Source organism: Pseudomonas benzenivorans (assembly GCF_024397895.1).
GTDB classification, from domain to species: domain Bacteria; phylum Pseudomonadota; class Gammaproteobacteria; order Pseudomonadales; family Pseudomonadaceae; genus Aquipseudomonas; species Aquipseudomonas benzenivorans_A.
This window is the reverse complement of record NZ_CP073346.1, coordinates 4161995-4183646: the sequence shown is the minus strand read 5'-3', so window position 1 is coordinate 4183646 and position 21652 is coordinate 4161995. Positions and strand designations below refer to the sequence as shown.

The following is a 21652-nucleotide window of genomic DNA, read 5'->3' as shown; positions in this document are numbered from 1 at the left end:
TGGCCCATCCGGCCCATTCTCTACTCGGCGACGCTAATTGTCAGACCAGCGGCTATGGCAAAAGGTGTCAGGGTCACCGCCAAAGCGGTGAGGCTGCCCAACCACAGCAGGTGGCCGAGCGCGGGCAGCCCTTGCAGGCTGGCCTGCAGCGCGCCGCTGCCGAGGATCAGCACCGGGATGTACAGCGGCAGGATCAGCAGCGCCAGCAACAGACCGCCACGCTTGAGCCCGACTGTCAGCGCCGCGCCCACCGCGCCAAGCAGGCTCAGCACCGGCGTGCCGAGCAACAGCGACAGCAGCAGCACCGGCAGGCAGCGCCCCGGCAGGCCGAGCATCAGGGCCAGCAGCGGCGCCAGCAGCACCAGAGCCAGGCCGGAGAACAGCCAGTGTGCCAGCACCTTGGCCAACACCAGAAGGGGCAACGGGTGCGGCGAAAGGACCCACTGTTCCAGGGAGCCGTCCTCGAAATCGCTGCGAAACAGGCCGTCCAGGGACAGCAGCACAGCGAGCAGGGCCGCCACCCACACCAGCCCTGGCGACAGGGTCTGCAACAACTGGGTCTCCGGGCCCACGGCCAGGGGAAACAGGGCAATCACGATGGCGAAGAACACCAGCGGGTTGGCCAGTTCGGCCGGGCGGCGGAACAGCAGGCGCGCTTCGCGGGCCAGCAGCAGAGTGAATACGTTGCTCATGCGGCGCGCTGCCCCAGGTCCAGCTCGCGATAGCCCGCGGGCTTGATCGCCAGGCTATGGTGCGTGGTCAGCACCACCGTACCGCCGCGCCGGCAGTGTTCGGCCAGGTGGGCCTCCAGCTGGGCGACCGCGGCCTTGTCCAGGGCGGTGAAGGGCTCGTCGAGAATCCACAGCGGCGGCCCGTCGAGATACAGGCGGGCCAGGCCGACGCGCCGCTGCTGGCCAGCCGAGAGGGTATGACAGGGCACATCCTCGAAGCCGCGCAGGCCGACCGCCTCCAGGGCCTGCCAGATGGCCTCGCGGCCAGCCGGGCGATGCAGGGCACAGAGCCAGGCGAGGTTCTCTTCGGCGCTGAGCAGGCCCTTGATGCCGGCGGCATGGCCGATCCACAACAGGTTGCGCGCCAGCTCCACGCGTTGCCGGGACAGCGGCCGCCCGTTCAGGCGAATCTCGCCGGCGGTAGGCTGCATCAATCCGGCGAGCAGACGCAGTAGACTGGTCTTGCCACTGCCGTTGGGGCCTGCGACCTGGAGCATTTCGCCGGGCAGCAGACGCAGCTCCAGATCCTCGAAGAGCATGCGCCAGTCCCGCTCACAGGCGAGCGCCACGGCTTCGAGAAGGGGGCTGGTCAAGGCATGCTCACCTAATAGCGGTTCAAGTCGGCGGTGTCCCGGCCGTTATACTGAGGTGTCGCCGGCCTGGACGGAGCGGCATTATACATGCCATGCCCCGCCCCCCGCAGTCGGCATATTTGACAGGTTGTAACCCGCCCATGAGCGAAATCGGCAGCGCCCGTCCCGTTTCAGCCCTACCGCCCAGCGGCCGCCCCGGCGCCGCTGCCAGCGATCTGGCGCTCAAGCTGCTGCAACCGTTGCAGGGCCTGCTGGCCAGCGGCGAGACGGCCCAGGCCGAGGTGATCGCGCTCAAGGAGGCGGCGCAGAGCTTCCAGGTGCTGCTCAAGCTGACCCTGGAAAACGGCCGGCAGACCATCCTGCAGGCCAGCAGTCCGCGCCCCTTGGCCCAGGGCACCGCGCTGGCGGTCACCGCCCTGTCGGAGACCCGCCTGGCGGTCGCCCTCAAGGCCGGCGGCGATGCGGCCCTGACCAGCCTGGATCTCGAACAGCTGCCCCTCGGTACCCTGCTGCAAGGCAAGGTCGTGGCCCGCGAGCAACTGGTCCAGGCGCAATCGCAGCAGGCGGTGTACAAGGTCCTGGTCAAGCTGCTGAACACCCCGCTGGCCGGCAGCAAGCTGGCCCTGGAAACTCCCCTGCCGCTGCCCCTGGGCAGTCTGATCAGCGCCCAGGTCAAGGGCAGCCAGGCCTTGAGCTTTCTGCCTTTGAACACACGCCTTGACCAGCTGGAGCTGAGCCAGCAACTGACCAGCCAGCAGAGTCGCCAGGGCTCGCTGGAGGGCCTGCTCAAGGCCCTCCAGGGCGTGCAAAACCAGAACGCCTTGCCCGATGGCCTGCGCGGCAGCATCGACAAACTGCTCGGCGCCCTGCCCGATGCCGGCCAGCTGAGCACGGCCAAGGGCCTCGGCCAGGCGCTGGAAAACAGCGGGCTGTTTCTCGAAAGCAAGCTGCTCGGTGGCCAGGGCGGCGCCCTGCCCGCCGACCTCAAGGCCAACCTGCTGCGCCTGGTCAGCCAGTTGCTGCCCGGCTTGCCGGCAGGCGCGCCCTTCACCGCGGCCAACGCCGGCGCCGCCCTGGCGCAGGCGCTGCCCGCCTTCGCCCGCGACATCCTCGGCAACCTCGGCCAGGCCGGCGCGCGCCAGCAAGCCCTGCGCTTTCCCCTGCCATCGCGCCTGCTGCAGTCGATGGAAGGCGAGGCCGACCTCGAGGCCCTGCTGAAGCTCGCCGCCGCGGCCATCGCGCGCCTGCAGACCCACCAGCTGTCCAGCCTGGCGCAGAGCCAGACCGGCCCAGACGGCAACCTGCTGACGACCTGGCAACTGGAGCTACCGATGCGCCACCAGCAGGAACTGGTGCCGCTGCAGGTAAAGATTCAGCGCGACGAACCGCAGAAGGACTCGGCCGGCGAACACAAGGAAATGCTCTGGCGGGTCGAGCTGGCCTTCGACCTGGCCCCCCTGGGGCCGTTGCAGGTGCAGGCGCAGCTGGCCCGCGGCAGCCTGTCCAGTCGGCTCTGGGCCGAGCGTGGCAGCACCGTCGCACTGATCGACAGCGAACTGCAGACGCTGCGTGAGCGGCTGACCGCCGCCGGCCTGGCGGTCGGCGAGCTGAGCTGCAGCCAGGGCACGCCGCCACAGGGCCCTCGGACGTCCCTGGAACAACGCTGGGTGGATGAAACCGCATGAAACGACAAGCGCCTCGCCAAGCCATCGCCCTGACCTACGATGGGCAGAACGCCCCGACCCTCAGCGCCAAGGGCGATGACGAACTGGCCGAAGCGATCCTGGCGATCGCCCGCGAGCATGAAGTGCCGATCTATGAGAACGCCGACCTGGTAAGCCTGCTGGCACGCCTTGAACTGGGCGAGGCGATTCCCGAGCAACTCTATCGATGCATCGCCGAGATCATCGCCTTTGCCTGGTACCTGAAGGGCAAATGCCCGCCGGGCTTTGGCCAGGAGCGCGACACGACGCCGCCGCGCCCCTTGCTCAGTGGCCCTCCTCGCTGATCGCCACCGCTTCGCGCTCCTGGCCCTTGCCCAGGGGGAAGTCGAACAGCTGCCAGGCGAAATAGCCGCCACGAAAGTAGAACACCCGCTCGTAGCCCCAGGTCACCGCCAGGTGCGAAGCCAGAGCGCTGCGCAGGCAGACCTCGCTGTCGCAGTAGATCACCAGCGGCATGTGCCGAGGCCAGTGGGACATGGCCAGGGCGGCGAAGCGGTCAGCCAGGTCGAGGTGAACGGCGCCACGCACATGGCCCCAGCCCCACTCCCGCGACGGCCGTACATCGATGAACAACGCGCCGCGGTCATACAGGTACTTGGCCTGCAGCACATTGATGGTGATCGCCCCATCGACGATCATGGGCGCCTCTCGAGCCTGAACCGGCAGCCAGACTACCGCGCACAGCAGGACAACCAGCAAGCCGCGCATCGCGAATACCTCCGCCGTACATGCATAGCTTTTAGCTTAGGTAGCCGGGACTTTAAGGCTAGGAACGAAAAACCGGACTGGACCGCCAGTTAAGAACCAGCAGCGCTAAACAAGACGGTGTGCATAGCGATTGAGCGGGGAGCTCAGGGCTTCGGCGATTTGGCGCGATGCAGCTTGCTGACCAGCTCCGCCTCGGCCTTGGTCAGGCCGCAGGACTGGGTCAGGTCGTCGACGCTGGCGCCCAGGCCGACCAGGCGGGCCGCCTGGGTAAAGGACAGGCTGCTGGGGTCACGCTGCTCGATCTGGTTCAGCTTGTCCGGCAGCGGCGCGACGATGCGGCGCAGCTCATGCAACTCTTCACCCATGCGCACGCTGCCCGCGAGGTAGGCATCCAGGCGTTTGCTCAATTCCTTGAGCCGCTGATCACGGGCCGCGTCGCGCTCGACCTGCAACTGAGCCGCGTGCCGCTGTTGGGCGGCCAGCCAGACGCAGGCGCCGACCAGTCCCAGACAGACCAGTGCGAGCACCAGCAGCGCGACCCCGAGCATGACTCAGATACTCTCCAGCTCGGACCACTCTTCCTCGCTCATCATCTTGTCCAGCTCGACCAGAATCAGCAGCTCGCCGTTCTTGTTGCACACGCCCTGAATGAACTTGGCCGACTCGTCGTTGCCGACATTCGGCGCGGTCTCCACCTCGGATTGCCGCAGGTAGACCACCTCGGCCACGCTGTCGACCAGGATGCCGACCACCTGCTTGTCCGCCTCGATGATGACGATGCGGGTGTTGTCGCTCACCGGCGCCGAGTCCAGGCCGAAACGCTGGCGGGTGTCGATGACCGTCACCACGTTGCCGCGCAGGTTGATGATGCCCAGCACATAGCTCGGCGCGCCCGGCACCGGGGCTATTTCGGTGTAGCGCAGCACCTCCTGGACCTGCATCACGTTGATGCCGTAGGTCTCGTTGTCCAGGCGGAAAGTCACCCACTGCAGAATGGGATCTTCGGCACCCTGTGCGGAATTTTTCTTCATGTCCCTAGCCTCGTCATTAGCCGCGCGGTGCGGCGTGCGCGGAGCAAACCGCTGGTTATCATCTGTCGGGCCCGCACACGGCGCGCCCGACGCTGTTCAATCAGTGCAGCTGGCCATTGACCATGCGCTTGGCCGCGCCACTGGCGATAAGCTCGGCCAGGGCTGCCACATCCAGCAGGGCGCACATGTGCTCGATCACCGTGCCGGCCAACCACGGCCGCTGGGTACGCTGGCCGCGCCACTTGATCTCGTCCGGGTCCAGGCGGATCGAACGGCTGACCTGATGCACCGCAAGCCCCCACTCGTAGCCCTCCACGGAAATCACGTACTGCAGGCCCTGGCGGAAATCGTCGCGATAGCGCTCGGGCATGACCCAGCGCGCGGTATCCAGCACCTTCAGGTTGCCGGCCTGGCACGGCAGTATGCCGAGAAACCAGTCCGGCTGGCCGAACAAGGGGGTCAACTCCTGGCCGGCCAAAGGATAGATCGAGCCCAGGCACACCAGCGGCACTGCCAGCGTCAGGCCGGCGACATCGAACAACAGGCACTCGAACGGCTCCTGCGCCCAGTCCGGCCGCCCCTCCAGCTGCAGCAGGGGCGGCCGCGGAGCCTGTGGCGCGGGCCGATTCAATTCGGCGATCGGCTGGATCAGCTGCGCTGGCGCCTCGGCCACGACCTCGGCCTCGCGCGGCGCTGGCGGCTCCATGGGCGTGCTGGGCAACGGTTCGACCAGGGCGAGCGGCGGCACAGGCAGCTGGCGGGCATCGCGCACCTGCTCCTCCAGCACGGCCGCCTGGAACTCATCGAGGACACTGCTCTCGGCCAGCTCGATAGCAGCCTCCTGCAACAAGCTGTCCAGATAGGACTGCAAGGCCAGTTGGGGACGCGAAGCGGTGGCAAGTGGACGACTCATAGATGAAATCCGCAACAATGACCTGTACAGCCTATCGGCCGCAGGCGCGGCAGACTTGAGCGATTCTGCGCAGCATCTTCATACATCTCAAGCCACCTGCGCGGCCGGCTGCTGCCCCAGCAGGTGCTTGAGCAGCGCACGGTAGGCAATGGTGCCGCGGCTGTTGTGATCGAACTGGGAAGGCGTCAGCCCCGCGCGGCTGGCATCGCGCAAGCGGGTGTCGACCGGGATGTAGGCCGGCCAGAGGTTTTCCGGGTAACTGTTGCGCAACACGCGCAAGGTGCTCAGCGAGGCCTGGGTGCGGCGATCGAACAGGGTCGGCACTATGGTGTAGGGCAGCGCCTGCTTGCGCGAGCGGTTGATCATTGTCAGCGTGCTGACCATGCGTTCCAGCCCCTTCACCGCGAGAAACTCGGTCTGCACCGGGATCGCCAGCTGCTGGCTGGCCGCCAGGGCATTGACCATCAGCACGCCCAGCAGCGGCGGGCTGTCGATCACCGCATGATCGAAGTCCTGCCACAACTGGGCCAGGCTCTTGGCAATCACCAGACCCAGGCCGTTCTGCCCCGGCGATTGCCGTTCGAGGGTGGCCAGGGCCGTGCTCGAGGGCAGCAGCGACATGCGCTCGTGGCTGGTCGGCAGCAGCAACTGCTGCGGCAGGCCCGCGGGCACACTGCCCTGATGCAGGAACAGGTCGAAGGTGCTGCGCTCCAGCGCATCCGGATCATGGCCGAAATAGCTGGTCATCGACCCGTGGGGGTCGAGGTCGACCACGACCACGCGCTTGCCGGCATCGGCCAGCAGGCCGGCCAGGGCGATGGAGGTGGTGGTCTTACCGACGCCACCTTTTTGATTGGCTACTGCCCAGACTCTCATCTTCTTCATCCTCCCGGTACAGGCAGGGCCCGACCGAGAACAGGCGCCGCCCTCATGGGGCTGGCGACGGGGAATTGACGACACCGGTTTGCGATGCCTGCGCTGTAGGCGTTGCTGCAGGTTGCATGCCAGCACGCTGCAATGCCGGATCGGGTCGCGCATTGGCGCTGCCGACCCCGGCAACGCTGCGACGGACATCCAGGTTGCGGGAAATCACCAGCACCACCCGACGATTGCGCGCCCGCCCTTCCGCCGTGGCATTGTCGGCCACCGGCTGAAACTCGCCATAGCCCACCGACGCCAGGCGCTGTGGTTTGACCCCATCCATGGCCAGCATGCGCACAATACTCGCGGCGCGCGCCGCCGACAGCTCCCAGTTGGTCGGAAACTGCGGGGTCTTGATCGGCAGGTTGTCGGTGAAGCCCTCGACATGCACCGGGTTTTCGTAGGGCGCCAGGATTTTGGCAACCTTTTCGATGATCGTGAACGCCGCATTGTTCGGCAAGGCGTCGCCACTGGGAAACAGCAGGCTGGAGCTGAGTTCGATCTCGATCCACAGCTCATTGCCGCGCACCTTGAGCTGCTCGGCCTGGATCAGGTCGCCGAACGCCTCGCGTACGCTGTCGGCGATGTCCTTGAGTGAATCGGCGGCCGCTTGCTCGCCGCCCTCATCGGACAGCGCAGGCTCTGGTGCACTGCTGCTCAGGCGCTGCTCGCCCACGGCAATCGGCTGGAGCGAGCGCTCGGGCTGGTTGAACACCCCGACCAGGCTGTCCGAGAGCACCTTGTACTTGCCCTCGTTGATCGAGGAAATCGAGTACATCACCACGAAAAAGGCGAACAGCAGGGTGATGAAGTCCGCATAGGAGACCAGCCAGCGCTCGTGGTTTTCATGCTCTTCGTGGTGCCGTCTGCGGGCCATGGCTCGTCCCTGTCAATCCATGAAGCCTTGCAGCTTCAGCTCGATGGAGCGCGGGTTCTCGCCCTCGGCGATGGACAGGATGCCTTCGAGCAGCATCTCGCGGTAGCGTGACTGGCGCTGGGCCACGGCCTTGAGCTTGTTGCCGATCGGCAGCAGCAACAGGTTGGCGAACCCCACCCCGTAGATTGTAGCGACGAACGCCACGGCGATACCGCTGCCGAGCATGCTCGGGTCGGCCAGGTTGCCCATCACGTGGATCAGGCCCATCACCGCACCGATGATGCCGATGGTCGGCGCATAGCCGCCCATGCTCTCGTACACCTTGGCCGCCTGCATGTCGCGGCCCTCCTGGGTATACAGGTCGACCTCGAGAATGCTGCGAATGGCCTCGGGCTCGGCGCCGTCCACCAGCAATTGCAGGCCCTTGCGCGCATAGGGGTCGATCTCCGCGTCGGCCAGCGCTTCCAGGCCAAGCAGGCCCTCCTTGCGCGCCGTCATGCTCCAGCCGACGACATGATTGACACCGCCGGCCAGATCGACCCGTGGCGGAAAGAAGATCCAGCGCAGTATCACCAGGGCCCGCTTGAACACGCTGACCGGCGCCTGCAGGAATGCCGCGCCCAGGGTGCCGCCGATCACGATCAGCGCCGCCGGGCCGTTGAGCAGGGCCGCCGCATGCCCGCCCTCTAGGTAGTTGCCGCCCAGGATGGCGACGAACGCCAGGATGACGCCGATGAGGCTCAGCACATCCATGCGGACGCACTCGCGGCAATATTCATTACAGGCAGGCCTCGGTCAGGTGCCTGGCAATCTCCTCGAGACCGTAGACGGCGTCGGCCAGGTTGGCCTTGACCACCGCCATCGGCATGCCATAGATCACGCAGCTGGCCTCGTCCTGTGCCCACACCTGGCTGCCGCCCTGCTTGAGCAGGCGCGCGCCCTCGCGACCATCGGCGCCCATGCCGGTGAGCACCACCGCCAGCACCTTGTCATGATAGGACTTGGCCGCAGAGCCGAAGGTGATGTCCACACAGGGCTTGTAGTTCAGCCGTTCGTCACCCGGCAGGATGCGGATCGCACCGCGCCCGTCGATCATCATCTGCTTGCCGCCAGGCGCCAGCAGCGCCATGCCGGGACGTAGCAGGTCGCCATCCTCGGCCTCCTTCACGTTGATCCGGCAGAGCTTGTCCAGGCGCTCGGCAAAGGCCTTGGTAAAGGCCGCCGGCATGTGCTGGATCAGCACGATGGGCGCGGGAAAGTTGGCCGGCAGCTGGGTCAGCACACGCTGCAGGGCCACCGGACCACCGGTCGAGGTGCCGATGGCGACCAGCTTGTAGGCCTTGCGCTTGGGTGCCGCGCTGGCTGCCGGCGTGCCGCCTGCCACAGTCGCGTGTGGCGATGGCGCCGGGCGCGCGAGCGCGCTTGGCGTCGTCGGCCTCGACGGCGCGGCGGTAGCGGCTGATGCGGAGGCCGCCGGCGCTACCACGCCGACACTGCGCCTGTTGCTGCGGGCGATGCTGTGCACCTTCTCGCAGAGCAGCTGCCTGACCTTCTCCGGGTTGCGCGAGATGTCCTCGAAGTTCTTCGGCAGAAAATCCACCGCCCCGGCATCCAGGGCGTCGAGGGTGACCCGTGCGCCCTCGTGGGTCAGAGAGGAAAACATCAACACCGGGGTCGGACAGCGTTGCATGATGTTCCGCACCGCGGTGATGCCATCCATCATGGGCATTTCATAGTCCATGGTGATCACGTCCGGCCGCAGGGCCAACGCCTGATCGATGGCTTCACGACCGTTGGTGGCGGTGCCTATCACCTTGATGTTGGCATCGGCCGAGAGAATCTCCGATACCCGCCGGCGGAAGAAGCCGGAGTCGTCCACCACCAGTACCTTGACAACCATACACACTCCTAAGCGACGCGGCCGAGGGCCCCGCCGCCAATCAATCAGATGCGCCGCGCATAACGTTTGAGCATGCTCGGCACGTCGAGAATCAGGGCGATTCGCCCATCGCCGGTGATGGTCGCGCCAGACATGCCCGGAGTGCCCTGGAGCATCTTGCCCAGCGGTTTGATCACCACCTCCTCCTGGCCGACCAACTGATCGACGACGAAGCCGATGCGCTGGCTGCCGACGGTGAGAATCACCACATGGCCTTCGCCCTGCTCCTCGTGTGCGGCGTCACGCACCAGCCAGCGCTTGAGGTAGAACAGCGGCAAGGCCTTGTCGCGCACGATCACCACTTCCTGACCATCGACCACGTTGGTGCGCGACAGGTCGAGGTGGAAGATCTCGTTGACGTTGACCAGCGGGAAGGCGAACGCCTGGTTGGCCAGCATCACCATCAGGGTCGGCATGATCGCCAGGGTCAGCGGCACCTTGATGACGATCTTCGAGCCCTGGCCCTTGACCGAGAACACGTTGACCGTGCCGTTGAGCTGGGAAATCTTGGTCTTCACCACGTCCATGCCGACGCCGCGGCCGGACACGTCGGAGATCTCGGTCTTGGTCGAGAAGCCCGGGGCAAAGATCAGGTTGTAGCACTCGAACTCGTTGAGGCGCTCCGCCGCGTCCTTGTCCAGCAGGCCCTTTTCCACCGCCTTGGCGCGCAGCACGTCGGCGTCCATGCCCTTGCCGTCGTCGGAGATCGACAGCAGGATATGGTCGCCTTCCTGCTCGGCCGACAGCACCACCTTGCCGCCACGGGGCTTGCCGGCGGCTTCACGCTCGTCGGGAGTCTCGATGCCGTGATCGACCGCGTTGCGCACCAGGTGCACCAGCGGGTCGGCCAGGGCCTCGACCAGGTTCTTGTCCAGATCGGTTTCTTCGCCGACCAGTTCCAGGTTGATCTCTTTCTTCAGGCTGCGCGCCAAGTCGCGCACCAGGCGCGGGAAGCGCCCGAACACCTTCTTGATCGGCTGCATGCGGGTCTTCATCACCGCTGTCTGCAGGTCCGCTGTCACCACGTCGAGATTCGACACGGCCTTGGACATCGCCTCGTCGCCGCTATTGAGGCCCAGGCGCACCAGGCGGTTACGCACCAGCACCAGTTCGCCGACCATGTTCATGATTTCGTCCAGGCGCGCGGTGTCGACCCGCACGGTGGTCTCCGCCTCACTGGCCGGCGCCACCTTTTCGGCCGCAGCCGGCGCAACCGGACTCGCGGCCTTCACCGGCTCGGCCTTGGCAGGCGCCTTGACGGCGGCCAGGGCCTTCGCCGGCTCCGCTGCCTTGGCGGGAGCAGGTGCCGGGGCTGGCGCCGGCGCGCTCGGCTCGGTGAATTTGCCCTTGCCATGCAACTGATCGAGCAGGGCCTCGAATTCATCGTCGGTGATCTCGTCACCGCCAGAGCCACCCGCTGCCGCCTCGGCAACAGCCGGGGCAGGCGCCGTCTCTTCCACACTGGTCACGGCGGGCGGAACGAACTGCCCCTTGCCATGCAGCTGATCGAGCAGCGCCTCGAACTCGTCGTCGGTGATCTCGTCGGAGGTTACCGCCGGGGCGGCGCCAACCGCAGCCGCCAGCGGCACTTGCTGGCTCGCACCGGCGGCCACGAACTGCCCCTTGCCATGCAATTGGTCGAGCAGTGCCTCGAACTCGTCGTCGGTGATTTCATCGGCGACGGCAGAAGAGGTGACCGCTACGGCGGCCTCGGCCGGCGCCTCGTGCAGGGAGTCCAGCAACTGCTCGAATTCGCTGTCGGTTATATCGGCCGGAGCCGCCGCAACCGGGGGCGGGGTCGGCTCGGCCGGAGCCCGTGACGCCACAACCGGCGCCGCGACTTCGTCCGCGCTGGCCGGCTCGGCCAGGCGGGCCAAGGCAGCCAGCAACGCCTGGCTGGCCGGAGTCGGTTCGACTCGCTCGCGCACCTGACCGAACATGCCGTTGACCGCGTCGAGTGCTTCCAGCACCACATCCATCAGTTCGGCGTCGACTCGCCGCTCACCCTTGCGCAGAATGTCGAAGACGTTCTCCGCGATATGGCAGCACTCCACCAGTTCATTCAACTGGAGGAAGCCGGCACCACCCTTGACGGTATGAAAGCCGCGAAAAATCGCGTTGAGCAGGCTCATATCGTCCGGGCGGCTCTCTAGCTCGACCAACTGTTCTGACAGTTGGTCGAGAATTTCGCCGGCCTCTACCAGGAAGTCCTGGAGGATCTCTTCATCGGCGCCGAAGCTCATAAACGTGCTCCTAAAAACCTAAGCTGGAAAGCAGATCGTCGACGTCATCCTGGCTTGCGGCGACGTCTTCACGCTTATCGGCATTAATCTGCGGACCTTCACCATGGGAAGGCTCTTTTTGTTTTATTTGTTCGGCACGTAACGCCTGATGGTCGTGCTGGATGCCGGCGAACTGATCGACCTGACTGGCCATCAGCACCAGTTTCAGCAGGTTGCTTTCCACCTCGGTGACCAGCTGGGTGACCCGCTTGATCACCTGACCGGTCAGGTCCTGGAAGTCCTGGGCGAGCAGGATGTCGTTGAGGTGCTCCGACAGCTTGGCGCCATCGCGCTCGCTGCGGGCGAGGAATAGCTCGATGCGCTTGGCCAGCTCGCGAAAGCCTTCGGCACCCATTTCCCGACGCATGAAGCGTCCCCACTCGGCGCTCAGGCTCTGCGCCTCGCTGCCGAGGTCGTTGACCAGCGGCGCGCTCTGCTCGACCAGGTCCATGGTCCGGTTGGCCGCCTTCTCGGTCATCGTCACCACGTAGTTCAACCGTTCGGTGGCATCGGTGATCTGCGAGACTTCCTTGGCATGGGGCATGCGCGGGTCGAGCTGAAAGTTGACGATGGCGTTGTGCAATTCGCGCGTCAGCTTGCCGACTTCGTGGTACAGACCACGGTCGCGCGCTTTATTGAGTTCATTGATCAGCTGCACCGCTTCGCCAAAATTGCCTTGATCCAGGCTGTCGACCAACTGGCGAGCGTTTAACTTCAGGGTCGACTCGAGGTCGTCCTTCTGGCAATCATCGTGTTCCATAGCGCCCTCGCGGCAGACATCAGCCGTTGACCCGCTCGAAGATCTTTTCGATCTTTTCTTTCAGCACCTGGGCTGTGAACGGTTTGACTACATAACCATTCACTCCGGCTTGTGCAGCCTCGATGATCTGGTCGCGCTTGGCTTCTGCGGTGACCATCAGCACCGGCAGGTGCTTGAGCCGCTCGTCGGCCCGCACGGCCCTGAGCAGGTCGATGCCTGTCATGCCCGGCATGTTCCAGTCGGTCACCAGAAAGTCGAAGCTGCCACTGTGCAGCATCGGCAATGCGGTGGTGCCGTCATCGGCCTCTGCGGTATTGGTGAACCCCAAATCGCGCAGGAGGTTCTTGATGATCCGGCGCATCGTTGAGAAATCATCAACGATGAGGATTTTCATGTTCTTGTCCAAGTCGACCTCCGTACAGTCCTAAACGTAACCAGCCCCTGGCTACGCCCTTAATCGTGAAACCGGCCTGGCAGAGCGTTGCGAAACCACTGCACCGGCAATGTTCATCAGCACCCTGCTAACGGCTCAGTGCGCGCGCCACTCGACCAGTCGCGCGCGCAGACGTGCGGCGCACTGGCTGTGTATCTGGCTGACGCGCGACTCGCTGACCCCCAGCACCTCGCCAATCTCCTTGAGATTCAGCTCTTCATCGTAATACAGCGCCAGCACCAGCCTCTCGCGCTCCGGCAGGTTGGCGATGGCATCGGCCAGCGCCGCCTGGAAGCGCTCATCTTCCAGATCACGAGAGGGTTCTTGATGGGTGGCGTTGGCGTCTTCGCTCAGCCCGCTGTGCTCGCCGTCCTGCAACAGATCGTCGAAGCTGAACAGCCGGCTGCCCAAAGTGTCGCCAAGAATGCCGTAGTAATCTTCGAGACTCAATTGGAGTTCGGCCGCAACCTCGTGATCTTTAGCGTCACGTCCCGTTCTGGCCTCAATTACTCGAATCGCATCGCTGACCATGCGGCTGTTGCGGTGCACCGAGCGTGGTGCCCAGTCCCCCTTGCGCACCTCATCGAGCATGGAGCCGCGGATGCGAATGCCGGCGAAGGTCTCGAAACTGGCGCCCTTGCTGCCGTCGTATTTCTTCGCGGCCTCGAGCAGGCCGATCATGCCGGCCTGGATCAGGTCGTCCACCTGCACGCTGGCCGGCAAGCGGGCCAGCAGGTGATAAGCGATACGCTTGACCAGGGGCGCGTGGCGCTCGATCAACTGATGCTGTGAGTCTTGTGTCTGCGCCTTGCTATACATACGAAGTCCGGGAGCTGCTGTCATACCGCTGAGTCCGCGGTTGGTTGTTGCACCAAGCGCTCGACGAAGAATTCCAGATGACCGCGCGGGTTGGCCGGCAGCGGCCAGGCGTCGACCTTTTGCGCGATTGCCTTGAACGCCAGGGCGCACTTGGAACGCGGAAACGCCTCGTACACCGCCCGCTGTTTCTGCACGGCCTTGCGTACCGTTTCATCGTAGGGCACCGCGCCGACATACTGCATCGCGACATCGAGGAAACGGTCGGTGACCTTGGTCAGTTTGGCAAAAAGATTGCGGCCTTCCTGCGGACTGTGCGCCATGTTCGCCAGCACGCGGAAGCGGTTCATGCCGTAGTCGCGATTGAGCAGCTTGATCAGCGCGTAGGCATCGGTGATCGAGGTCGGCTCGTCGCAGACCACCACCAACACTTCCTGGGCCGCGCGAACGAAACTGACCACCGAATCGCCGATGCCCGCGGCGGTGTCGATGATCAGCACATCCAGGTTGTCTGAGATGTCGCTGAACGCCTGGATCAAGCCGGCATGCTGCATGGGCGAGAGCTGCACCATGCTCTGGGTGCCTGAGGCGGCCGGGACGATGCGAATGCCGCCCGGCCCCTGCAGAATCACGTCACGCAGGTCACACTCGCCACTGACGACATCGGCCAGGGTGCGCTTGGCGGTCAGGCCGAGCAGGACGTCGATGTTGGCCAACCCAAGGTCGGCGTCCATCAACATCACCCGTCGGCCGACATCGGCCAGGGCCAGCGCCAGATTCACCGACACATTGGTCTTGCCGACGCCACCCTTGCCGCCGGTCACCGCGATCACCTGTACGGGATGCATACCCATGTTCTCTACACACCTTGTCTAAGGTCGACTGGAGCCACTTGGTTAAGCGTACCCCGCCAATCCGACAGGAGGCCAACCCGCGCCTCATGCCATTGAGTCATTGCCGCAGCACCACTAACCGGCGCGGCGGGCCGGCTGCTGATAAAGGCCGGCGAACATCTCGGCCATCGTATCTTCACTCGGTTCTTCCGGGGCCTGCAGGCCGACCGCCCGGCTCACCAACTGGTGGCTGCGCGGCACCTGGAGGTCATCGGGAATCCGCGGGCCATCGGCCACATAGGCTACTGGCAGGCGCTGGCCGATAGCCAGCCCCAGCACCTCGCCGAGGCTGGTGGCCTCGTCCGCCTTGGTGATAATGCAGCCGCTCAGGCCACAGCGCTTGTAACTGTGGTAGGCGGCCTTGAGCACCTGGCTCTGACTGGTGGCCGCCATGACCAGGTAATTGCGCGCCTTGATGCCGCGACTGGCCAGGGCCTCCAGCTGCATGCGCAGGGCCGGATCGTTGGCCGGCAGGCCGGCGGTATCGATCAGCACCACGCGCTTGCGCGCCAAAGGCGCCAGGGCCTGGGTCAGCGACTGGCCAGGATCGACCAGGGTCACCGACACGCCGAGGATACGACCGAGGGTCTTGACCTGTTCCTGGGCGCCGATGCGATAGCTGTCCATGCTGACCAAGGCAATGCCCTGGGCGCCGTACTTGAGCACGTAACGCGCCGCCAGCTTGGCCAGGGTGGTGGTCTTGCCCATGCCGGCTGGACCGACCAGGGCGATTACGCCCCCCTCTTCCAGCGGTTCCTGCTTCGGCGTCTGAATCGCATGGGACAGGTGCGCCAGCAGCATGCGCCAGGCCTGCCGGGGCTCGGCGACATTGGCCACCCGCTCGAGCAGCACACGCGCCAGCTCGGCGGGCAGGCCCATGCGCTGCAGGCGGCGCCACAGGTTGGCCTGCTGCGGGCGACGGCTCTGCATCTGCCCCCAGGCGATCGAACCGAGCTGGACTTCGATCAGCTCACGCAGGCCATGCAGCTCGGAACGCATGGCATCGAGGGCATTATGGTCGGTGCTCGCCCGGCTCGGTGCCTGGGGCTTGGCCAGGACCGCGGCCAGGCTGTCGGCCGGCATACTCGGCTGCGCGCCAAACAGTTGGCGATCCTTGCCCTCGTCGGCCTGCGCCCGGGTGGTCAGTTCGGCCTGGGCCGAGGCAATGCGCGACTGGGTCTTGCGCAGTTCGGCCTCCAGCGCCGGGTTCGGCTGGCGGGCCGGGGCGGCAGGAACCTGATAATCCAGCGCGGCGGTCAGCTCGACACCGCCGGCGACCCGGCGATTACCGATGATCGAGGCGTCCGCGCCCAGCTCATCGCGGACCAGCTTCATGGCTTGACGCATATCGGCAGCGAAAAAGCGTTTGACCTGCATGGCCTGTGACCTCGGTTAGTTCTGGCCTACCGTCGCAACGATGGTGACCTGCTTGTTGTCTGGAATTTCCTGGTAGGCCAACACATGCATGCTGGCCACCGACAGCCGCGCGAACCGCGAGAGCATCGCCCGGATCGGACCGGCCACCAGCAGAATCACCGGCTTGCCGAGCATTTCCTGGCGCTGCGCCGCCTCCACCATGGAGCGCTGCAGCTTCTCGGCCATGCCCGGCTCCAGGAGGATGCCATCCTCGGAGCCTTGCCCGGCCTTCTGCATACTACTGAGCAATATCTGTTCCAACCTTGGCTCGAGGGTGATCACAGGCAGCTCCGGCTCTAGTCCCACAATGCTTTGCACGATTGCCCGGGCCAGGGACACCCGCACCGCCGCCAGCATCGCGGCGGGATCTTGACTCTTCGGCGCCACGTTGGCGATGGCCTCGGCGATGGTGCGGATGTCGCGCACCGGCACCTGCTCCTGCAACAGCGCCTGCAGCACCTTGAGCAGGGTCGACAGCGACACCAGGCCCGGCACCAGCTCCTCGGCCAGTTTCGGCGAGCTCTTGGCCAGCAGCTGCAGCAGCTGCTGGACCTCCTCATGCCCGAGCAGCTCATGGGCGTGCTTGTGCAGCACCTGGTTGAGGTGGGTGGCCACCACCGTACTGGCGTCGACCACGGTGTAACCGAGCGATTGCGCCTGGTCGCGCTGACTGACCTCTATCCACACCGCCTCCAGGCCGAACGCCGGATCCTTGGCTGCGACCCCGTTGAGGGTGCCGAATACCTGACCCGGATTGATCGCCAGCTCGCGATCCGGAAACACCTCGGCCTCGGCCACGCTGACGCCCATCAGGGTCAGGCGGTAGGCGTTCGGCAGCAGGTCGAGGTTGTCGCGGATATGCACGGACGGCATCAGGAAGCCCATCTCCTGGGACAGCTTCTTGCGCACCCCCTTGATGCGCGCGAGCAGCTGCCCCCCCTGGTTACGGTCGACCAGGGGAATCAACCGATAGCCAACCTCCAGGCCGACCATGTCCACCGGGGTGACATCGTCCCAGCCCAGCTCCTTGACCTCCTGGGCCTTCTGCGCCGGCAGCAGTTCCTGCTGGCGCTGCACCTCCTTGACCTCGCTCTCCTTGACCTTGCGCTGCTTGTTGGCGATCCAGTAGGCGGCGCCGGCAGCGACCAGGCCGAGGCTGATGAAGGAGAAGTGCGGCATGCCGGGCACCAGGCCCATGGCAATCATGATCGCCGCCGCCACGGCCAAGGCCCGCGGCGAAGCGAACATCTGCCGGTTGACCTGGGCGCCCATGTCCTCGGAGCTGGACACCCGGGTGACCATCACCGCCGCGGCGGTAGACAGCAACAGCGAGGGAATCTGCGCGACCAGGCCGTCACCGATGGTCAGCAGGGTGTAGACCTTGCCGGCGTCGGCAAAGCCCAGGCCATGCTGGAACATGCCGATGGCGATACCGCCAATCAGGTTGATGAACAAAATCAGCAGGCCGGCGATGGCATCGCCACGGACGAACTTGCTGGCACCGTCCATGGAGCCGTAGAAGTCGGCTTCCTGGGACACCTCGGAGCGGCGTTTCTTGGCCTCCTCCTGGTCTATCAGGCCGGCGTTCAAATCGGCGTCGATGGCCATCTGCTTGCCCGGCATGGCATCGAGGGTAAAGCGCGCACTGACCTCGGAGATGCGCCCGGCGCCCTTGGTGACCACCACGAAGTTGATGATCATCAGGATGGCGAACACCACGATACCGACCACGTAGTTGCCACCGATCACCACCTCGCCGAAGGCCTGGATCACCTGGCCGGCCGCACCGTGGCCATCATGCCCATGGAGCAGGACGACGCGGGTCGAGGCGACGTTCAAGGCCAGACGCAGCAGCGTGGCCGCCAGCAGGATGGTCGGAAATACCGCGAAATCCAGCGGCCGCAGGGCGTAGATGCTGACCAGCAGCACCACGATCGACAGGGCGATGCTGAAGGTGAACAGCACGTCGAGCAAAAACGGCGGGATCGGCAGCATGACCATGCCGAGCATGACCAGCAGCAGCAGCGGAATGCCCAGATTACCGTGACGCAATCCCGACAGATTGCTGCGCACATCACCGAGCACTTGCGAACGATCTATTGCCACTTCCCTACCCCAGCCGGCTCAATATTTTGACACTCGAAGGTGCCCTGGAAGGGGTACCGCAAGAAGCGTTCCAAGTTGCGGCCAGCTGACACCTGCAACGTCTCGGCCGCCTGGGTTGTGAGCAGCTAGTCGTCGCGGCGCAGATCCGGTGGGATCGGCACGTCCGGCAGCGGCCCCGGGCGCTTGCCCTTGCCGGCCTGGTACTGACGCAGCTGGTAGACATAGGCCAGCACCTGGGCCACGGCCAGGTACAGGCCCGCAGGGATTTCCTGGTCCAACTCGGTGGAATAGAACACCGCCCGCGCCAGGGCCGGCGACTCCAGCAGCATGACCTTGTGCTCCTGGGCGATCTCGCGAATCTTCAGCGCGGTGAAGTCGCCGCCCTTGGCCAGCAGCACCGGGGCACTGCCCTTGGCCGGGTCGTACTTCAACGCCACGGCGAAGTGGGTAGGGTTGGTGATCACCACGTCGGCCTGGGGCACGGCCTGCATCATGCGCCGCTCGGCCATCTCCCGCTGCAGCTGACGAATGCGCTGCTTGACCTCGGGCTTGCCCTCGCTGTCCTTGTACTCGTCGCGTACCTCCTGCTTGGTCATCATCAGCTTCTGTTTGTTGTCCCAGAGCTGGAACGGCACGTCCACGGCGGCGATCAGAATGATCCCACAGGCCATCCACAGGGCGCTCCAGCCCACCACCTGGGTCGCGTGCAGGATCGCGTTCTCCAGCGGCTCATGGGCCATGGCCAGCAGGTCGTCGCGGTCGGCGGCCAGCACCGCCAGGGCCACCAGCAGGATCACGCTGAACTTCGCCAGGGCCTTGAGCAGCTCGACCAGCGCCTTGGCCGAGAACATGCGCTTGAGCCCGGCCAGGGGGTTCATCCGGCTGAGTTTCGGCGCCATGGCCTGGGCCGAGAACAACCAGCCGCCCAAGGCGATGGGCCCGACGATCGAGGCGATAAGCAAGGCCAGGAACAGCGGCAACAGGGCTTCGATGGCCACCTGTGCCGAGGCCATCAGCCAGATGACCATGTTGCGCTCATCGAGAATCACCTCACGCGACAGGGAGAAATTGCCTTGCATGATTTCCAGCAGCGCGTTCGCCAGACCACCGCCCGAGGCCAGCAGGCCACCGGCGCCGGCCAGCATCACCGCCAGGGTGTTGAGTTCGCGGGAACGAGCGATCTGGCCCTTTTCACGGGATTCACGCAGGCGTTTCTCCGTGGGTTCCTCGCTTTTATCGGCACCACTTTCCGACTCAGCCATGCGTGGACCTCAGCGCGCCCGCGCCATTTCGCGGAGAAACTGCAGGGCCTCGCGCACCAGCAGTTGATACTGGGCGAGGATATCCGCCATGCCGATCCAGACGATGGCCAGGCCCAGCACCAGGGTCAACGGGAAACCGATGGAGAAGATGTTGAGCTGCGGCGCGGCGCGGGTCATGACGCCGAACGCCAGGTTGACCACCAGCAGCGCTGTGATCGCCGGCAATACCAGCATCAAGGCCGCCGCGAGCACCCAACCCAGCTTGGTGGCCAGGGTCCAGTAATGGTCGCTCAGCAGCCCCTCGCCAACCGGCAGGGTGACGAAGCTCTCGGCCAGCACCTCGAACACCACCAGGTGGCCGTTCATGGCGAGAAACAGCAGGGTCACCAGCATCAGGAAAAACTGCCCGACCACCGGCACCGAAATTCCGTTGGTCGGGTCGACCATGGAGGCGAAACCCAGGCCCATCTGCGTCGAGACGATCTGCCCGGCGATCAGAAAGGCGTGGAAGAACAGTTGCAGGGTGAAGCCGAGCATCACCCCGATCAGCACCTCCTGGGCGATCAGCACGATGCTGCGCAGACTCAGGACGTCGACCGGGGGCATCGGCGGCAGCGTAGGCGCCAGCAGCAGACAGATGGCCAGGGCCAGGTACAGGCGCACCCGCAAGGGCACCAGCTGGGTGCCGATGATCGGCATGCTCATCAGCAAAGCGGCAATCCGGAACAGCGGCAGCAGGAAGCCACTCACCCAGCCGCCGATTTGCCCAGCACTGAGTTCGAACATGTCAGCCGATCAGCATCGGGATGTTCATGATCAGCATCTGCGTGTACTCCATCAGCTCGCGGGTCAGCCAGGGTCCGGCGAAAATCAGGGTCAGCAGGATCACCAGCAGACGCGGCAGGAAGCTCAGGGTCTGCTCGTTGATCTGGGTGGCGGCCTGGAACATCGCCACCACCAGCCCCACCAGCAGGCTGGGCACGACGATGACCGCGACTATCATCGCGGTCAGCCAGAGCGCCTCGCGAAACAGGTCGACCGCGATCTCGGGGGTCATGCTCAGGTCGCTCCGAAGCTGGCCGCGAGGGTGCCCATGATCAGCGCCCAGCCATCGATCAGGACGAACAGCATGATCTTGAACGGCAGCGAGATGATCAGCGGCGAGAGCATCATCATACCCATGGCCATGAGGATGCTGGACACCACCAGGTCGATCACCAGGAACGGGATGAAGATCATGAAGCCGATCTGGAACGCGGTCTTCAGCTCCGAGGTGACGAATGCCGGGATCAGGATGGTCAGCGGGGCCTGCTCGGCACTGGCGATGTCGGTGCGCTTGGACAGGCGCATGAACAGCTCCAGATCGCTCTCGCGGGTCTGCGCCAGCATGAAGTCCTTGATCGGCACCTCGGCCTTGGCGATCGCCTCCTGGGCCGGCAGCTGCTCATTGAGATAAGGCTGCAGGGCGTCCTGGTTAATCCGCTCGAACACCGGCGCCATGATGAACATCGTCAGGAACAACGCCAGGCCGACGAGAATCTGGTTCGACGGCGTCTGCTGCAGGCCCAGGGCCTGCCGCAGGATGGAAAAGACGATGATGATGCGGGTGAAGCTGGTCATCAGCATGACGAACGCCGGAATGAAGCTCAGCGCGGTCATGATCAACAGGATCTGCAGGTTGACCGAGTACTCCTGCTGGCCCTGGGCGTCGGTGCTCAGGGTGATCGCCGGGATTGACAGGGGGTTGTCGGCGCCCAGGGCAAAAGGTGCGGCCAGCGCCAACAGCAGAGCCGACAACAGGCGCATCGCGCTCATCAGGTCTTGTCCTTCTGGTCCTTGCCCAGCAGCTCCATCAGGCGCTGGGCGAACTCCGTCGAGGCCGGCTGGCCGTCCGGCAGGTGCACCGGCTCGGCCAGCACATGCAGCGGGGTGATGCGCCCGGGCGTCAGGCCGAGCAGAATCTGCTCCTGGCCGACCTGGACCAGCACCAGCCGGTCGCGCGGCGCCAATGCCTGACTGGCGAGAATCTTGATCACCTGACCGCCGCGGGGCCCGACCTGCTGGACCCGACGCATCAGCCAAGCCAAAAGAAAGATCAGGCCGACCACCAGCAGCAGCCCCAACAGCAGTTGCAGCAGTTGCCCCGCCATGCCGCCGTCGGCCAAAGAAGGGCCTGCCTGCGCCGCCGGCTCGGCGGCCAGGGCCGTCAGCGGCGTGGCCAGGATGACGCCAATGAGTTTGTGCATG

The 21652-nt window shown here is 65.2% G+C and carries 24 protein-coding genes; 2 read left to right on the top strand and 22 right to left on the bottom strand.

Annotated features, from left to right (window positions below; genetic code table 11):
- Positions 1 to 20: 20 nt before the first annotated feature.
- Together ccmB and ccmA are read right to left on the bottom strand one after the other, a co-directional pair.
- Positions 21 to 692, bottom strand: coding sequence for a heme exporter protein CcmB (ccmB, locus tag KDW96_RS19655; protein ID WP_255837910.1), 672 nt, complete (start codon positions 690 to 692; stop codon positions 21 to 23).
- Complete coding sequence (gene ccmA / locus KDW96_RS19650; protein WP_255840569.1) at positions 689 to 1270, bottom strand: cytochrome c biogenesis heme-transporting ATPase CcmA; 582 nt, start codon at positions 1268 to 1270, stop codon at positions 689 to 691. The genes ccmB and ccmA overlap by 4 nt, the downstream gene beginning before the upstream one ends.
- Before the next feature lie 194 nt (positions 1271 to 1464).
- On the opposite strand from ccmA, the gene fliK reads away from it, so the two are divergent.
- Positions 1465 to 3009 carry a flagellar hook-length control protein FliK gene (gene fliK, locus KDW96_RS19645; RefSeq protein ID WP_255837909.1) on the top strand — a complete coding sequence of 515 codons (1545 nt, stop codon included), beginning with the start codon at positions 1465 to 1467 and terminating at the stop codon, positions 3007 to 3009.
- On the top strand, positions 3006 to 3332 hold the full coding sequence (locus KDW96_RS19640) for an EscU/YscU/HrcU family type III secretion system export apparatus switch protein (RefSeq protein ID WP_255837908.1): 327 nt from the start codon (positions 3006 to 3008) through the stop codon (positions 3330 to 3332). Before fliK ends, KDW96_RS19640 begins: the two co-directional genes overlap by 4 nt.
- Here the strand turns inward: KDW96_RS19640 and KDW96_RS19635 are convergent.
- The 20 genes from KDW96_RS19635 to fliO all read right to left on the bottom strand — a co-directional run bounded on the left by KDW96_RS19635 (position 3313) and on the right by fliO (position 21651).
- Positions 3313 to 3756, bottom strand: coding sequence for a rhodanese-like domain-containing protein (locus tag KDW96_RS19635; protein WP_255837907.1), 444 nt, complete (start codon positions 3754 to 3756; stop codon positions 3313 to 3315). The genes KDW96_RS19640 and KDW96_RS19635 overlap by 20 nt on opposite strands.
- Positions 3757 to 3899: 143 nt before the next feature.
- Entirely contained in the window at positions 3900 to 4304 is a 405-nt protein-coding gene (locus KDW96_RS19630; protein WP_255837906.1) for a DUF2802 domain-containing protein, read from the bottom strand.
- A 3-nt stretch (positions 4305 to 4307) separates the two neighbouring features.
- On the bottom strand, positions 4308 to 4787 hold the full coding sequence (locus tag KDW96_RS19625) for a chemotaxis protein CheW (RefSeq protein WP_255837905.1): 480 nt from the start codon (positions 4785 to 4787) through the stop codon (positions 4308 to 4310).
- A gap of 100 nt (positions 4788 to 4887) precedes the next feature.
- The gene (locus KDW96_RS19620; protein WP_255837904.1) at positions 4888 to 5700 is read right to left on the bottom strand and encodes a CheW domain-containing protein; all 813 of its coding nucleotides are present in this window, start codon (positions 5698 to 5700) and stop codon (positions 4888 to 4890) included.
- 87 nt (positions 5701 to 5787) lie between these two features.
- On the bottom strand, positions 5788 to 6576 hold the full coding sequence (locus KDW96_RS19615; protein WP_255837903.1) for a ParA family protein: 789 nt from the start codon (positions 6574 to 6576) through the stop codon (positions 5788 to 5790).
- Positions 6577 to 6628: 52 nt separating this feature from the next.
- Entirely contained in the window at positions 6629 to 7498 is an 870-nt protein-coding gene (motD, locus tag KDW96_RS19610; RefSeq protein WP_255837902.1) for a flagellar motor protein MotD, read from the bottom strand.
- A 12-nt stretch (positions 7499 to 7510) separates the two neighbouring features.
- Entirely contained in the window at positions 7511 to 8251 is a 741-nt protein-coding gene (locus tag KDW96_RS19605) for a flagellar motor protein (RefSeq protein ID WP_255837901.1), read from the bottom strand.
- A gap of 25 nt (positions 8252 to 8276) precedes the next feature.
- Positions 8277 to 9398 (bottom strand): protein-glutamate methylesterase/protein-glutamine glutaminase, encoded by a 1122-nt coding sequence (locus KDW96_RS19600; RefSeq protein ID WP_255837900.1) that lies wholly within the window; start codon positions 9396 to 9398, stop codon positions 8277 to 8279.
- 44 nt (positions 9399 to 9442) lie between these two features.
- Positions 9443 to 11680 (bottom strand): chemotaxis protein CheA, encoded by a 2238-nt coding sequence (locus tag KDW96_RS19595; RefSeq protein WP_255837899.1) that lies wholly within the window; start codon positions 11678 to 11680, stop codon positions 9443 to 9445.
- Between the two features lie 10 nt (positions 11681 to 11690).
- Positions 11691 to 12479 carry a protein phosphatase CheZ gene (locus KDW96_RS19590; RefSeq protein WP_255837898.1) on the bottom strand — a complete coding sequence of 263 codons (789 nt, stop codon included), beginning with the start codon at positions 12477 to 12479 and terminating at the stop codon, positions 11691 to 11693.
- 19 nt (positions 12480 to 12498) lie between these two features.
- Positions 12499 to 12873, bottom strand: a complete 375-nt coding sequence (locus KDW96_RS19585) for a chemotaxis response regulator CheY (protein ID WP_170862135.1) — start codon at positions 12871 to 12873, stop codon at positions 12499 to 12501.
- A 135-nt stretch (positions 12874 to 13008) separates the two neighbouring features.
- Positions 13009 to 13755: an RNA polymerase sigma factor FliA gene (gene fliA, locus KDW96_RS19580; RefSeq protein WP_255837897.1), complete on the bottom strand. Its 747-nt coding sequence runs from the start codon at positions 13753 to 13755 to the stop codon at positions 13009 to 13011.
- Positions 13752 to 14582, bottom strand: coding sequence for a flagellar synthesis regulator FleN (gene fleN / locus KDW96_RS19575; RefSeq protein WP_255837896.1), 831 nt, complete (start codon positions 14580 to 14582; stop codon positions 13752 to 13754). The genes fliA and fleN overlap by 4 nt, the downstream gene beginning before the upstream one ends.
- 114 nt (positions 14583 to 14696) lie before the next feature.
- Positions 14697 to 15998 (bottom strand): flagellar biosynthesis GTPase FlhF, encoded by a 1302-nt coding sequence (gene flhF, locus KDW96_RS19570; protein WP_255837895.1) that lies wholly within the window; start codon positions 15996 to 15998, stop codon positions 14697 to 14699.
- Positions 15999 to 16013: 15 nt separating this feature from the next.
- The gene (gene flhA / locus KDW96_RS19565) at positions 16014 to 18137 is read right to left on the bottom strand and encodes a flagellar biosynthesis protein FlhA (protein WP_255840568.1); all 2124 of its coding nucleotides are present in this window, start codon (positions 18135 to 18137) and stop codon (positions 16014 to 16016) included.
- 131 nt (positions 18138 to 18268) lie between these two features.
- A complete protein-coding gene (gene flhB, locus KDW96_RS19560; RefSeq protein ID WP_255837894.1) occupies positions 18269 to 19405 on the bottom strand; it encodes a flagellar biosynthesis protein FlhB in 1137 nt (378 codons plus the stop codon).
- A 9-nt stretch (positions 19406 to 19414) separates the two neighbouring features.
- Entirely contained in the window at positions 19415 to 20191 is a 777-nt protein-coding gene (gene fliR, locus KDW96_RS19555; RefSeq protein ID WP_255837893.1) for a flagellar biosynthetic protein FliR, read from the bottom strand.
- Position 20192: 1 nt separating this feature from the next.
- The gene (fliQ, locus tag KDW96_RS19550) at positions 20193 to 20462 is read right to left on the bottom strand and encodes a flagellar biosynthesis protein FliQ (protein WP_255837892.1); all 270 of its coding nucleotides are present in this window, start codon (positions 20460 to 20462) and stop codon (positions 20193 to 20195) included.
- Between the two features lie 2 nt (positions 20463 to 20464).
- Positions 20465 to 21220, bottom strand: coding sequence for a flagellar type III secretion system pore protein FliP (gene fliP / locus KDW96_RS19545; protein ID WP_255837891.1), 756 nt, complete (start codon positions 21218 to 21220; stop codon positions 20465 to 20467).
- Complete coding sequence (fliO, locus tag KDW96_RS19540) at positions 21220 to 21651, bottom strand: flagellar biosynthetic protein FliO (RefSeq protein WP_255837890.1); 432 nt, start codon at positions 21649 to 21651, stop codon at positions 21220 to 21222. Before fliO ends, fliP begins: the two co-directional genes overlap by 1 nt.
- Position 21652 lies beyond the last annotated feature (1 nt).